General features: G+C 68.1%; 12 protein-coding genes. 5 read left to right on the top strand and 7 right to left on the bottom strand.

All coding sequences use genetic code 11. The annotated features are described in order from the left end of the window. The first annotated feature begins 152 nt into the window (after positions 1–152). Complete coding sequence (locus FZP69_RS01000; protein WP_152039537.1) at positions 153–440, top strand: hypothetical protein; 288 nt, start codon at positions 153–155, stop codon at positions 438–440. 241 nt (positions 441–681) lie between these two features. After that, positions 682–2,034, top strand: a complete 1,353-nt coding sequence (locus tag FZP69_RS00995) for a cytochrome P450 (RefSeq protein WP_152039536.1) — start codon at positions 682–684, stop codon at positions 2,032–2,034. A gap of 88 nt (positions 2,035–2,122) precedes the next feature. Here the strand turns inward: FZP69_RS00995 and FZP69_RS00990 are convergent, their stop codons facing one another. The 4 genes from FZP69_RS00990 to FZP69_RS00975 all read right to left on the bottom strand — a co-directional run bounded on the left by FZP69_RS00990 (position 2,123) and on the right by FZP69_RS00975 (position 5,242). Then, a complete protein-coding gene (locus FZP69_RS00990; protein WP_152039535.1) occupies positions 2,123–2,644 on the bottom strand; it encodes a 2'-5' RNA ligase family protein in 522 nt (173 codons plus the stop codon). A 90-nt stretch (positions 2,645–2,734) separates the two neighbouring features. Further along, positions 2,735–2,869 carry a hypothetical protein gene (locus tag FZP69_RS23180; RefSeq protein WP_275689332.1) on the bottom strand — a complete coding sequence of 45 codons (135 nt, stop codon included), beginning with the start codon at positions 2,867–2,869 and terminating at the stop codon, positions 2,735–2,737. A gap of 125 nt (positions 2,870–2,994) precedes the next feature. After that, on the bottom strand, positions 2,995–4,845 hold the full coding sequence (locus FZP69_RS00980) for a hypothetical protein (protein WP_152039533.1): 1,851 nt from the start codon (positions 4,843–4,845) through the stop codon (positions 2,995–2,997). Between the two features lie 214 nt (positions 4,846–5,059). Beyond that, the gene (locus FZP69_RS00975) at positions 5,060–5,242 is read right to left on the bottom strand and encodes a DUF7554 family protein (protein ID WP_152039532.1); all 183 of its coding nucleotides are present in this window, start codon (positions 5,240–5,242) and stop codon (positions 5,060–5,062) included. A 356-nt stretch (positions 5,243–5,598) separates the two neighbouring features. On the opposite strand from FZP69_RS00975, the gene FZP69_RS00970 reads away from it, so the two are divergent. Both FZP69_RS00970 and FZP69_RS22230 read left to right on the top strand, forming a co-directional pair. Beyond that, the gene (locus FZP69_RS00970; RefSeq protein WP_152039531.1) at positions 5,599–6,771 is read left to right on the top strand and encodes an SPFH domain-containing protein; all 1,173 of its coding nucleotides are present in this window, start codon (positions 5,599–5,601) and stop codon (positions 6,769–6,771) included. 301 nt (positions 6,772–7,072) lie between these two features. Then, a complete protein-coding gene (locus tag FZP69_RS22230; protein WP_192918411.1) occupies positions 7,073–7,228 on the top strand; it encodes a hypothetical protein in 156 nt (51 codons plus the stop codon). A gap of 18 nt (positions 7,229–7,246) precedes the next feature. On the opposite strand, the gene FZP69_RS00965 is transcribed toward FZP69_RS22230, so the two are convergent. From FZP69_RS00965 to FZP69_RS00955, 3 genes are all read right to left on the bottom strand, one after another. Beyond that, on the bottom strand, positions 7,247–7,705 hold the full coding sequence (locus FZP69_RS00965) for a universal stress protein (protein WP_152039530.1): 459 nt from the start codon (positions 7,703–7,705) through the stop codon (positions 7,247–7,249). A gap of 1 nt (position 7,706) precedes the next feature. Next, on the bottom strand, positions 7,707–8,795 hold the full coding sequence (locus FZP69_RS00960; protein WP_152039529.1) for a sulfite exporter TauE/SafE family protein: 1,089 nt from the start codon (positions 8,793–8,795) through the stop codon (positions 7,707–7,709). A gap of 432 nt (positions 8,796–9,227) precedes the next feature. Continuing rightward, positions 9,228–10,862, bottom strand: a complete 1,635-nt coding sequence (locus FZP69_RS00955; protein ID WP_152039528.1) for an ATP-binding protein — start codon at positions 10,860–10,862, stop codon at positions 9,228–9,230. Positions 10,863–10,992: 130 nt separating this feature from the next. Between FZP69_RS00955 and FZP69_RS00950 the strand changes: the two genes are divergently transcribed. Next, positions 10,993–11,625, top strand: coding sequence for an IS6 family transposase (locus FZP69_RS00950; protein ID WP_152039527.1), 633 nt, complete (start codon positions 10,993–10,995; stop codon positions 11,623–11,625). Positions 11,626–11,676: the final 51 nt, after the last annotated feature.

Genomic DNA, 11,676 nt, shown 5'->3' with positions numbered 1-11,676 from the left:
AGAAGCCCCGAATCGATCGAGAAGGAGCAGGGTAACTACCTCCGGCTGTACGACGCGGAGGCGAACACCCTCGTCTACACCACGACGGAGGACACCGACGACGGATCGGTGGTGAAGGCACTCCGCGACGCCACCAACTACGCCGCGTCAGAATGGAGCGCCGTGAGTACCTCCGGGCCGCCGCCCTGTTACTCGGGACGGGCGTCGCCGGCACCGCGACGGCACGCACCGACGACGAGAGCCTCTACGACTCCGCGACCGAGCCGTTCGACGACGTAACGAGGTCCAGGCCGCCGGAGTCGCAGGAGGACGAGGGACGGGCGTACCTCAGGCTCTACGACGCCGACTCCGAGACGGTCGCGTACGCGGTGAGCGTCGAGGAGACCGACGAACTCGCGCTGGCGGTCCGCGACGCGAGCGGAACCGAACTCGCCGCGTAACCGATACCTGTCGACACCGGCCACCCCGCGCTTTTCACCGGTCGAAACCGTGCGTACGCCCCGTCTGACGTCGACGTGCGTCTCACCCATCGATCACCACGGCGAGCGACGGCACCGGTGACGACGGTCGGACCGACAGTGCGTGGACTCCGGAGCGACGGACACGCGAACCCGACGGCGACTGGGTGCCGTCTCGAAACCGGGCCGAACGGTTCATGACTCTCCAGCCGTAGTGTGCACAATGAGTGCAGAACCACCAGGCCCGAGAGGGCTCCCGGTCATCGGCAACACCGGGCAGTACGCCCGCGACCCCTTCTCGTTCATCACGGCGTGTGCCGAGGCGTACGGCGACGTCGCTCACTTCGAACTCGGTCCCATCGACACCTACATGATCACCAACCCCGCCGACATCGAGCGGGTGTTGCTGACCGACAGCGCGACGTACCGCAAACCGAAGTTTCAGGACGACGCCATCGGCGACCTCCTCGGCGACGGGCTCTTGCTCGGCGAGGGCGAGCGGTGGCGAAAACAGCGCGATCTCGCCCAGCCAGCCTTCCTGATGTCGCGGCTCTCGGGGCTGTCGGAGATGATGGTCGAGTACACCGAGGAGATGCTCGCCGGGTGGGACGACGGCGACGTGGTCAACGTCGAACTCGAGATGGCCCGGATCACGGTGAAGATCATCGTCGAGGCGATGTTCGGGGCGACCATCGACGACGAGCGGGTGCGGATCCTGCAGGAGAACCTCGAACCGATCGGTGCCCGGTTCGAGCCGAACCCGTTCCGCTTCGCCATCCCCGACTGGGCACCCACCCGGGAGAACCGCGACTACCGGCGGGCGCTGTCGGCGATCGAAGAGGTGGTCTGGGACCTCATCGACGAGCGGGACGGCACCCAGTACGACGACGGAGACGACGCGGACGGCGAGCAGCCGATGGACCTGCTGTCGATCCTGCTCCGGGCCCGCGACGAGGGTGAACAGACCGACGAGGACCTCCGCGACGAGATGGTGACGATGCTGCTCGCGGGCCACGACACGACCGCGCTCACCCTCACGTACACCTGGTATCTCCTCTCGGAACACCCCGAGGTGGAGTCGCGTCTCCACGCCGAGTTCGACGACCTGCTCGGGGGGCGGTTGCCGACGTTCGCTGACGTGCGGGGGATGGAGTACACCGAAGCGGTGTTGCAGGAGGCGATGCGGCTGTACCCGCCGGTGTACACCATCTTCCGCGAACCGCAGGTCGACGTCCGCCTCGGTGGCTACCGGGTTCCGGCGGGCAGTGCCGTGATGCTCCCGCAGTGGGCCGTCCACCGCTCGGAGCGGTACTGGGACGCACCGCTGACGTTCGACCCCGACCGCTGGCTCGACGAACGGGCCGACGAGCGACCGCGGTTCGCGTACTTCCCGTTCGGCGGTGGGCCGCGCTTCTGCATCGGCAAGCAGCTCTCGCTTCTCGAGGCGCGGCTCATCCTCGGCACGACCTGTCCGCGCTACCGCCTCGAGTACGTGGGTGAAGAGCCGTTCGACCTCCGCGGGTCGCTGACGATGCACCCCCGACAGCCGATGGAGATGCGGGTCGTCGAACGGTAAGACGGGTGGGTGAACGGGACTGAGACGAGGGAACCGTCGAGAGAGAGAACCCGCCCGGACGGGGAGACCCTCTGCGCCGACGACCCGTTCACGCCGGGAGCGACAGCCGCGACACCGTCTCGCGGTGCCGGGAGTCGTAGACGGCGAGTTCGGAGACGGTCCACGTGACGGGGTCGACGCGGTCCGAGAGGGTCGCGAGCGCGTCGGCGTCGAACGTCCCGCCACGCCCGAGCGTCACGTGGGGCGTGTAGTCGTCGCCCTCTAGCCCGGCGATGGGGCCGAACGCGTCGACGAGACGGCCGTGGAGCGCCACGAGTCCGGGACTCTCGACGGCGAGGTAGACGACCGGCCCCGGTCCCCGGGGCGGGTGTTCGAACGTGTCGACTTCGACGATACGGGCCTCGAACGCCGGTTCGCCCCGCAGGACCGTCCGCAGCCGTTCGCGCAGTCGGGAGAGCGAGTTCTCGTCCCACCCGTCGCCCTCGAACCGCTTGACGACGAGCGAGTGCCGGTCGCGGACACGGTCGACGCCCGCGCTCACGAGAAGCGGGTGGAGGTCGGACGCGACCCGGGCGACCGTGCCGGGGACGGGGACGTTGAGGCTGAACACGACTGGGGAAAGGCCGGCAGGGTGGTGTACGTTTCGAACAGTCCGGTCGGACGTAGCGGTCTCGGCGGAACGAACGGCTCCCCTGAGCGGTCAGCCGTCGTCGTCGGAGTCGCGGTCGTCGTCGATCGAGTCACCGTCGAACCGGACCGCCCGCTCCGGCAGCAGCCGCGACGGGTCCGCGACCCGGGCGGCGAGCGTCGAGATCCGCGACGACGTGTCGTCCACCAGTCGCGAACCCTCCGCTGTCGGCGCAGCCGAGAGCACGTTCCGGTGGAGGAGTGTCTCCGTCCGGAGAAGACGCCGCCGTCGGCGCGACTCGAACCGGGCGTCGGTCACAGTCGTGGACACGGTCACGGCGTCGGCGCTGGCTCGTCGGTCGCCGGATCGGTCGCTCCCGAGTCGTCCGGTGAACGCGGCGTGCCGAAGACGTCGCGGTACACCGCGGCGCGCTCGGCGTCGGCGTCGCGGACGACCTGGATGCCGAGCCGGGTCTTCTCGGTCTCGGCCGCGATCGCCTCGTTCTCGACGTCGCGGTGTTCGACGGCCTCCTCCTGGAGCCGGGCGGAGTAGTCGTCGAGCGCGTCGGACTGGCCGAGGAGCGCCTCGACGATCACGCCCTCCGTCCGCATGACGTTCGTGACCGCCGAGACGACGACGCCGGGCACCTCTCTGTCCTGGTAGGTGTCGGTGAGCCGTGGGACGCGGAGGTAGTCGCGGGCGACCTCACCGTCGAGGGTCCGGGTCTGCGCACGCTCGACCATCGAACGCGCCTCGCCGGCGTAGTTGGTCACGGTCGACAGCTCCGCCTCGATCAGGCGTCTGACGTCGTCGTGGTGGTCGCTCTCGACGAACTCGTCGAGGAGGTCGTCCAGCTGCGAGAGGGGCACCTCGCGGTACTCCAGGCCACGGACGCTGGTGCCCGTGGCGTTGGTCCGGACGCCGCCGTTCGTGAACGCCACCCGGACGTCGACGAGGTGGACGACGGTGTGGAACTCCTGGTTCATCTGTCGGAAGACGAAGTTCAGCGTCCGACCGAGGTTGACGTTCTCGATCCGCCGGACCGTCGACTGCGACTCGCCCTCCTCGACCGAGCTCTCGTAGTTCGTGTTGATCTCGACGTCGCGCCGGGTCGACGACTCGTGGGCGTGTTTCGAGACGGCGCTGGTGACGCTCTTCGAGAACTCCTCGCGGGCGACCTCCGTGCCGACCTCGAACGTCTTGCGCGAGGACGCCTTCGCGGAGCCGCCGATCTTGAAGAAGCCGAGGTTGAGCCCGCCGCCACCACCGCCCGAGACGGTGGAGGTGGAGCTGTAGCCGACCGACGCGGAGTACGCTTCGCGGTCCCACTGCTCGTTCTCGACGTGTCGCTCGAACTCCCGCGCGGCGGTCTCGGTGAACGAGTCGAGGATGCTCGAGGCGCGTTCGCGCTCCTCGCGCGACTTGCGGTAGCTCCGGAGGCTGATTGTCGTCTCCTCGCCCGGGAGCAGGGAGAACGTCTTCAGCGTCCGGCCGGCCCCGTAGTCGCCGAGGTACGTCGAGAGCCGGTAGCGTTCGACCAGCAGCAGCTGTGGCTCGATCCGAGGCGGGGCGCGGATCGTGGTCGGGACGAGCGTGCCGGCGAGGTTGTAGCGCAACAGCGGGATCTTCGCGTCGAGCACCGCATCCGCGACGGCCTCGGGCTGGACCGCGTCGACGACCTCCGGGGAGATGGATCGGGCCATCGCGAGCGGCTGCATCGTCGCACCGGCCGTGTCCGGGGTGGTTCGTCCGGATCGGTCGGCGTCCGACGAGGCGCGACTCCGGAGCATCGGTCGGATCGCCGTCGGTGGCCGTCCCGCGGTGGCTGTCGACTCCGCCGACGTGTCGACCGCCCGGAGCAGCACGTCGTTCCGCGGGAAGACGATCGGTCCCCCGTCGTTCGCGAGCCCCTCACGGATGCGCTCGACGACGTCGATCCGCCCGCGGACCGTGTCGGCCGAGTCGTCGCTCGGATCGACGTCGAACCGTCGGCGGAGCCAGTCGGCGTAGGTGCGACCGCCCGTCGCGGCGTCCGAAAACCACGCCGGGTCGACGTCGAGGCCGACGTAGTGCTGCCCGCCGTACGAGACGGATTCGGGCACGTTGTAGTCGATGATCGATGCTTTCCCGCCCGGCTGGAGACGGACGAGCGGTTCGTCGACGTGGATCTCTTCTGACGACATGACCAGTCACTCCCTCGGCGAGTGGTACACGGTACCGAATCGCACGAGTCGAGGTGGACGTACGTCGGGAGAGGACATCAACTCGTATGCATATTGTGAGAGAATGTGCCCGACTGAAACTATCGGCCGTCTCACGGCCGGTCGGCCGAGACGGGGAGCGCGAAGAGGAGGGAAATCGGGTCGTCTCGTCGGCCTCTCGCGGCCGCCCGGCGGATCAGATGTAGTCGAGGAACCAGAGCACGATCAGGACGACGATGACGAGACCGAGGAGGGGGCCGAACAGCGCACTCACGATTCCGACGATCTCGCCGACGATCTCCAGCACGAGCCAGACGAGGACGAGCACGAGGACGACCTTCAGCAGGTCTTCGACCTCGATGGCGGCGCGGTCGTTCATGCGTCCGAATAGCAGACGCGACCTACGAGTGTCTTGTGACTCGGGCCGTCGCTGCCGGTGTGATTCGCACGGTGGACGTGTGGCTCGGACGATAGCCGTGCAACTCGTTCGGCGGGTGTGTAACTCACAGGAGGGACGTGTCGCTGGCTCGATGCGCCGTGACTCGCATCCATCGTGGGAGGCGCACGGGACGACCGCCGAACGGACGCACCGACGTCGAAGGGGACGCCTCGTCCTCGCCGGAGGGGATCGGGACGCCCGGCGACGTCGGTCACGCCGAAGTCGACGGGCGCGAACGCACCACACCTCCTGTCAGGCGCATCAAGCCTTATCAGCCGCTCTCCCCTAGCGAATGTATGAGCATCTTCCGCAGGCTCGGTCGGACGGTCGCCCGCCTCACCTCCGGGGAGCGTGGCGGCGTCCGAACTCGGGGAGGACTCGGTCGTGCCCTCCAGACCGGGTTGGTCGCCGTCGCGTTCGTCGTCGTCGCCCTCCTCGTGGTCCCCATCACGCCGGTGACGGTGATCGGGCTCACCCTCCTGGCGCTCGCGGTCGCGGCGGTGTACAGCGCCGTCGAGATCGTCGAGGCGTACGAGGTCCGCGCGTTGACCGTCTTCGGGGAGTTCCGCGGGCTACTTCGACCCGGACTGAACGTCGTCCCCCCGTTCGTCTCGCGGACGTACGCGTTCGACATGCGGACGCAGACGATGGACGTCCCCTCCCAGGAGGCGATCACGGAGGACAACTCGCCCGTGACGGCGGACGCGGTCGTCTACATCCGCGTGATGGACGCGGAACGTGCCTTCCTCGAGGTCGACGACTACCAGCGAGCCGTCTCGCTGTTGGCACAGACGACGCTGCGGGCGGCGCTGGGCGACATGGAACTCGACGAGACGCTCTCGCGGCGGGACCGGATCAACGACAGGATACGGCGGGAACTCGACGAACCCACCGATCGCTGGGGGATCCGCGTCGAGAGCGTCGAAGTCAGGGAGGTGACGCCGAGTGCGGACGTCGTCAACGCGATGGAGGAACAGACCTCCGCGGAGCGCCACCGCCGGGCGATGATCCTGGAGGCGCAGGGCGAGCGCCGGAGCGCCATCGAGCGCGCCCAGGGGGAGAAGCAGGCGGCGATCATCGAGTCGCAGGGCGAAAAGCAGGCGGCCGTCCTCGAAGCGCAGGGCGACGCCGTCGCCACCGTGCTCCGGGCGCGGTCGGCCGAGTCGATGGGCGAGCGCGCCATCGTCGACAAGGGGCTCGAGACGCTCGCCCGGATCGGACAGGCGCCGTCGACGACGTACGTCCTCCCGCAGGAACTCACGTCGCTCCTGGGACGGTACGGCAAGCAGCTCACGGGGAGCGACGTCCAGGAGTCGGCGGGACTCCAGAGCATGGAGTTCGACGAGGAGACGCGCGAACTCCTCGATCTCGACAGCGTGGACGAACTCGTCGCCGAGGCGAGCGAGGTGACGAACGGGGAACCGGCGGAGGCCGACGTGGAGTTCGAGTACGACGAGGCGGGCGACTGAGCGGCGACCGGCGGGCGTCGAGACGGCGCTCGACGTGGAAGCCCGAAGGCGGGCGTCGGTGGACGGGGTCGAGACCGGCGTGGCGTGTGACGGGCCCGCCGCCGTGGACGGGCTCTGCGTGTTCGGCTCGTCGGCAGGGCCGATCGCGCTCGGGGCGAACCGATCGCGCTCGAGGCGAATCCGGTCGCACTCGGGGACGACCGAGCCGCCGAGAGCCGAACGCCGCCGTGGATCGCGTGGAGAGATGCGGGAGACGCGTCCACCACCAACGTTTATGATAGACCGCCGGTGAACTGAACTCATGAGCCACGAACGCGGGTCAGTGCCGGCACCGGAGGGTGGTCGACCGACGTCGCCGATCGGGGCGCTCCGACGCCTGTTCGAGCGGCTCCGGAGCCACCTCGCGGCGTGGCCGCGTCGGTACGTCGAGATGCGCGTCGAGAACGGGCCGCCCTGACGACCCCAGCCCTCGCGGTCAGCCGTCCGTCTGCTCGGGAGCCCTGACGGTCAGTACCGGGATCGACGACGCGCGGACCACGCGCTCCGTGACGCTCCCGACGAGGTAGTGGTCGAGCCCGGTCCGGCCGTGCGTCCCCATGACGATCAGGTCGACGTCGGCGACGGCGGCGTAGTCGAGGATCTCGGTGTGGGGCACTCCCGTACGAACGACGGGTTCGGTCGGGACGTCGCCGGGGAGCGCGTCGACGGCGGCGGCGACGGCCGCCTCGGTTCGTTCGTCCTCGGCGCGTTCCCACGCGTCGGCGGCGAGACCCGCCGCCGGGCTCTCGAACCGGTTGCGCGAGTCGGCGACCGAGAGGACGTGCACCGTCGCACCGGCGAGCGAGGCGATCCGACCGGCCTCGGCGACGGCGGCCGTGGTCGCGTCGCTCCCGTCCGTCGGGAGGAGGAGGCGGTCGTATCCGCGCCCGCTCATCTCAGAACACCCCGCCGGCGGCCATGAGGAACAGGGCGACCGAGATGACGGCGAAGAGCACGCCGACGAAGTTCTTGATCGTGTCCGTCTCCAGCGCGTTCGAGACGTAGGGAGCGATCTGTCCGCCGACCACGGTCGCGGGGACGGTGAAGACGACCATGTTCCACGGCGTCGTCGCGAGGCTGAGCGAGTGGCCGCCGACGAGGCCGCCGCCGAAGACATGGACCAGCGAGGCGAGGATAGCGGTGAGGGCGACGACGATGTGGTTGGTGCCGATGGCGACGCGCACCGGAACGTCCGTCCGGAGCATCGAGATGATCCCGAGTTCGCCGACACCGAAGCCGGCGAGCCCCTGGAACGTCCCGCCGACGCTGTAGTTGGCGAACCGCCGGAGGTATCCCCCCCGGGTGTAGCTGTAGTCGTCGCCCCCACGGTCGACGCGCGTCACGGTCCCGTCCGCGTCGGTTCGAACGCCGGCGGGACCGAGTTTCCCGGGGTCGTCCGGGAGTCGGCCGCCGTCGGCCGCGACCGCGTTCTCGTTCGCGTCCGTGGCGTCGTCGTGACCGTCGTCGTGCCCCAGATCGGCCCTGAAGAGGAGGTACGACGCCGCGAGCAGCGCGACGCCGAGCAACGAGTGGAACAGCACCTCGGGGATGACGAACGACAGCAGGGCACCGGCGACGACGAACGGCACCGCGCCGGCGACCAGCGACAGCGCGAGTCGGCGGTCGACGAGGCCGTACTGGACGAACGCCACCGCCGAACTCGACAGGCCGAACGCCTCGCTGATGAGCCCGACCTTCACGATGGTCTGTGGCGACAGCGGTTCGGCGGCGAGCGGGAAGAGGAAGATGAGAAACGGGACGAACAGCGCGGAGCCGCTGATACCGACCGTGTTCACGATGGTCGCCCCCAGCATGAACACCGGGAGGAGCCACCAGAACTCGAGCCAGTACCCCCGGCCGACGTCGGCGGGGACGGGTGCCGCGAGGTAGACGGACGTGACGAACAGCACGGGCGCGACGAGGACGAACACGTGCTGATACTTGAGGAACGACTTCTGGAGACGGCGGGATGTGCTGTCGGGCATGGTCTCGTGTGATCAGTGAACGACGGAGACGTCGGTGGCGTCGCAGGCGGTCGACGGCGACGGTGCGAGCACGCGTCCCTGGACGGTGGGGAGTGACGGAGAACAGGTCGTGGCTGGCCGGTCGGTCGAGTCGTCGCTGAACGAGCGCATCGTTCAGGTGATCCCTCCTGTCGAGGGGGTGAAATGACGGGTGGCGCTGGCGCGTTCGCTCGTCGTGTCGGATCTCATCGTGAACCCCGGTATGGAGGGGGTGTATGAAAACCTTGAGATTCGCCGACGGCGTGGGAACGAACACCACAACAGTTTCCTGACAGGTCGACGGGGCGGTACGCGTCTCGGGTCGGTCGAGACGGTCGACGTGGTCACGCGATCGACGCGGCCGAGACGGAGCGCTCGGTCGTGGCCCGACCCCGGGACGACAGCGGTTCTCGCTCACGCGACCCGCCGAGGGACGAAGTCGAACCGCGCGCCGCCGCGGTCGCTGCGGCCGACCTCAACGGTCCAGCCGTGCGCCTCGGCGATCGTCTCGACGATGCTGAGGCCGAGCCCGTTCCCCTCCTCGTGCGTCGTGTACCCGCGCTCCAGCACCCGATCCCTGTCCTCGGATGGGATCCCGGGTCCGTCGTCGGCCACGTAGAAACCGCCGTCCGGTCGACGCCCGACGCGGACCTCGACGGTATCGTCGTCCGTGGAATCGGGGGTGGAACCGTGTTCCACGCTGTCATCGCGAGCGTGCGAGCGGTGAGTCGTCGAGCCATGCTCGACGGAATTCCGAAACAGGTTCTCGAACAGCTGACGGAGCCGGTCCGGGTCGCCCGCGAGCGTCCCGAGTCCGGCGGTAGTGTCTGCGGTGTCTGCGGTGTCGGCGGTGTCGGAGACGAGCGTCGCGGTGCCCGTGTCGACGGTCGCCCAGGCGTCGTCGACGAGACGTTCGAGCGGGACCGGTTCGGGATCGTCGACGATCTGTCCCAGCCGGGCGAGCCGCAGCAAGTTCTCGACGAGTCGTTCCATGCGGGCGTGCGCCGTCTGGACGGCATCGAGCCGCGACTCCTCGCCTGTCCGTCGGTACAGCTCCAGGTTCCCCTGGGCCACGCTCAAGGGGTTCCGGAGGTCGTGGCTGACGATGCTCGCGAACTCCTCCAGTCGGTCGTTCTGTCGTTCGAGACGACGCTTGGCCCGCTCCCGCTCGGTCATGTCGATCCCGACCCCCACCAGGCCGACGACCTCGCCGTCCTCGGTCCACGGGACCTTGGAGGTGAGCACCCACTCGATGGGACCGGGGTCGTCGTCGAGTGCGTCCTGGTTCAACACTCCATCGTACTTCTCGTGGAGGTTCGCCCGGGAGAACTGCTCCGCACTCGGGTCCAGAACCGGCTCGAGTTTGTCGAGGATCGGTTTCCCGGTCTCGACGACGGACATGTCGTCCCGGTAGGTGCTGTCGGAGTCCGCGTCGGGGTAGAGCTCGGTGTCCGTCTTGCCCAGATACGCCGAGCGATCGGCGAGGTACGCGTCCGTGACGCGGAGATGTCGTCCGTCGCGGTCCTTGACGTAGAGGTGGACCGGGGCGTGGTCGAACACCACGTCGAGCAGCCGGCGACTCTCCCGTCGGGACTGCTCGGACCGCCGACGTCGAAGCAGCGCCTCGACCCGACGACGGAGGACCAGCGTCGCGTCCGGTCGATCGCTGTCGACGTGGTCGGCCGCACCCACCTCGAACGCGGTCGCCGCGTCGAGCGTCGCGGAGGGTGCGAACACGACGACTGGAACGCCGCTGTCGACGAGCGTCGCGAGAGCCGACGGGGTCCGGTCCCGGTCCCCGTCCGTCGTTTCGGCGTCGCCCACGTCGACCGGGAGCAGGACGAAACAGTCGACGGCCGGGGGGAGCGAGACCGCCCGCTCGACGGTCGGAACCGACTCGACCGTGACCGTGCCGTCGGCCGCATCGGCGGAGCCGGTCGTGTCGACGGCGTCGCCGAGATCGATCCCGTCCGGAAACAGCTCGGCACCGTCGTCGGAGCCGACGACGACGAGCCGGGGCGGCGACGCGGAGTCGGGAGGGGGACTCATCTCCGCCGGAGGACCGGTTGGTAACGCTCCCTCATCGCGGGGAGATACCGGACGGTGTGATATGAATCTGTGGCCCGAACCGAGCGGTCGTGTTAAGTTAGGAATGAGGCGGTCAATTTCTGAGTGCCTTATGCCCGAAATCGACCGCCTCAGCGGACCTACTGAATGGATCGACTTGGAGTTTGTGGAGCGAGAACGGACACCCGAGTTCGCGATTCAAGTGGGTATTCAGCTCCATCTCGCTGGCTTGTCGCTCTCGAATACCAAACAATACCTTGAGAAATTGGGTGTCGAACGAAGTCGTACAGCGATTCACGACTGGGTGCGAAAGGACGATCTACAGCCCGACAGTGACGTCGAGCCGAATCAGAGTGCGGTTGACGAGACGATGATTCGCGTCAACGGCCAACGCCACTGGCTGTACGCTGCGGTCGATCCCGGCACAAACCAATTCCTCCACATTCGGCTCTTTCAGACGCGAACGACGCAACTCACTCTGCTGTTTCTTCGCGAACTCCGCGAGAAACAGCACCGGAACGACGTCACATTCTTGATCGATGCTGCGACTCATTTGAAAGCTGCACTCAACCGACTCGGCCTCCGATTTCGCGTGTGCCGCCACGGAAATCGAAACGCTATCGAACGTGTCTTTCGTGAGGTAAAACGCCGAACCTCTTCGTTCTCAAATACGTTCTCGAACGCTCAGTTGCCGATCGCGGAATCGTGGTTGCAAGCCTTCGCAGTCTGGTGGAATCAATGCTAAAGCTAACACGAAGGAACCGAGCAGTGCAGTGTCCAGCGAACCCGACCAGGG

Source organism: Salinigranum salinum, from assembly GCF_009176545.1.
GTDB classification, from domain to species: domain Archaea; phylum Halobacteriota; class Halobacteria; order Halobacteriales; family Haloferacaceae; genus Salinigranum; species Salinigranum salinum.
Note: the sequence above shows the minus strand (reverse complement) of the source record. Positions and strands in the feature narration are given on the sequence as shown.

Bases quoted from the DNA above. Each gene is read 5' to 3' on its own strand.
- FZP69_RS01000 (WP_152039537.1), top strand. From the start codon at position 153: ATGGAGCGCCGTGAGTACCTCCGGGCCGCCGCCCTGTTACTCGGGACG.
- FZP69_RS00995 (WP_152039536.1), top strand. From the start codon at position 682: ATGAGTGCAGAACCACCAGGCCCGAGAGGGCTCCCGGTCATCGGCAAC.
- FZP69_RS00980 (WP_152039533.1), bottom strand. From the start codon at position 4,845: ATGTCGTCAGAAGAGATCCACGTCGACGAACCGCTCGTCCGTCTCCAG.
- FZP69_RS00975 (WP_152039532.1), bottom strand. From the start codon at position 5,242: ATGAACGACCGCGCCGCCATCGAGGTCGAAGACCTGCTGAAGGTCGTC.
- FZP69_RS00970 (WP_152039531.1), top strand. From the start codon at position 5,599: ATGAGCATCTTCCGCAGGCTCGGTCGGACGGTCGCCCGCCTCACCTCC.
- FZP69_RS22230 (WP_192918411.1), top strand. From the start codon at position 7,073: ATGAGCCACGAACGCGGGTCAGTGCCGGCACCGGAGGGTGGTCGACCG.
- FZP69_RS00965 (WP_152039530.1), bottom strand. From the start codon at position 7,705: ATGAGCGGGCGCGGATACGACCGCCTCCTCCTCCCGACGGACGGGAGC.
- FZP69_RS00960 (WP_152039529.1), bottom strand. From the start codon at position 8,795: ATGCCCGACAGCACATCCCGCCGTCTCCAGAAGTCGTTCCTCAAGTAT.
- FZP69_RS00955 (WP_152039528.1), bottom strand. From the start codon at position 10,862: ATGAGTCCCCCTCCCGACTCCGCGTCGCCGCCCCGGCTCGTCGTCGTC.
- FZP69_RS00950 (WP_152039527.1), top strand. From the start codon at position 10,993: ATGCCCGAAATCGACCGCCTCAGCGGACCTACTGAATGGATCGACTTG.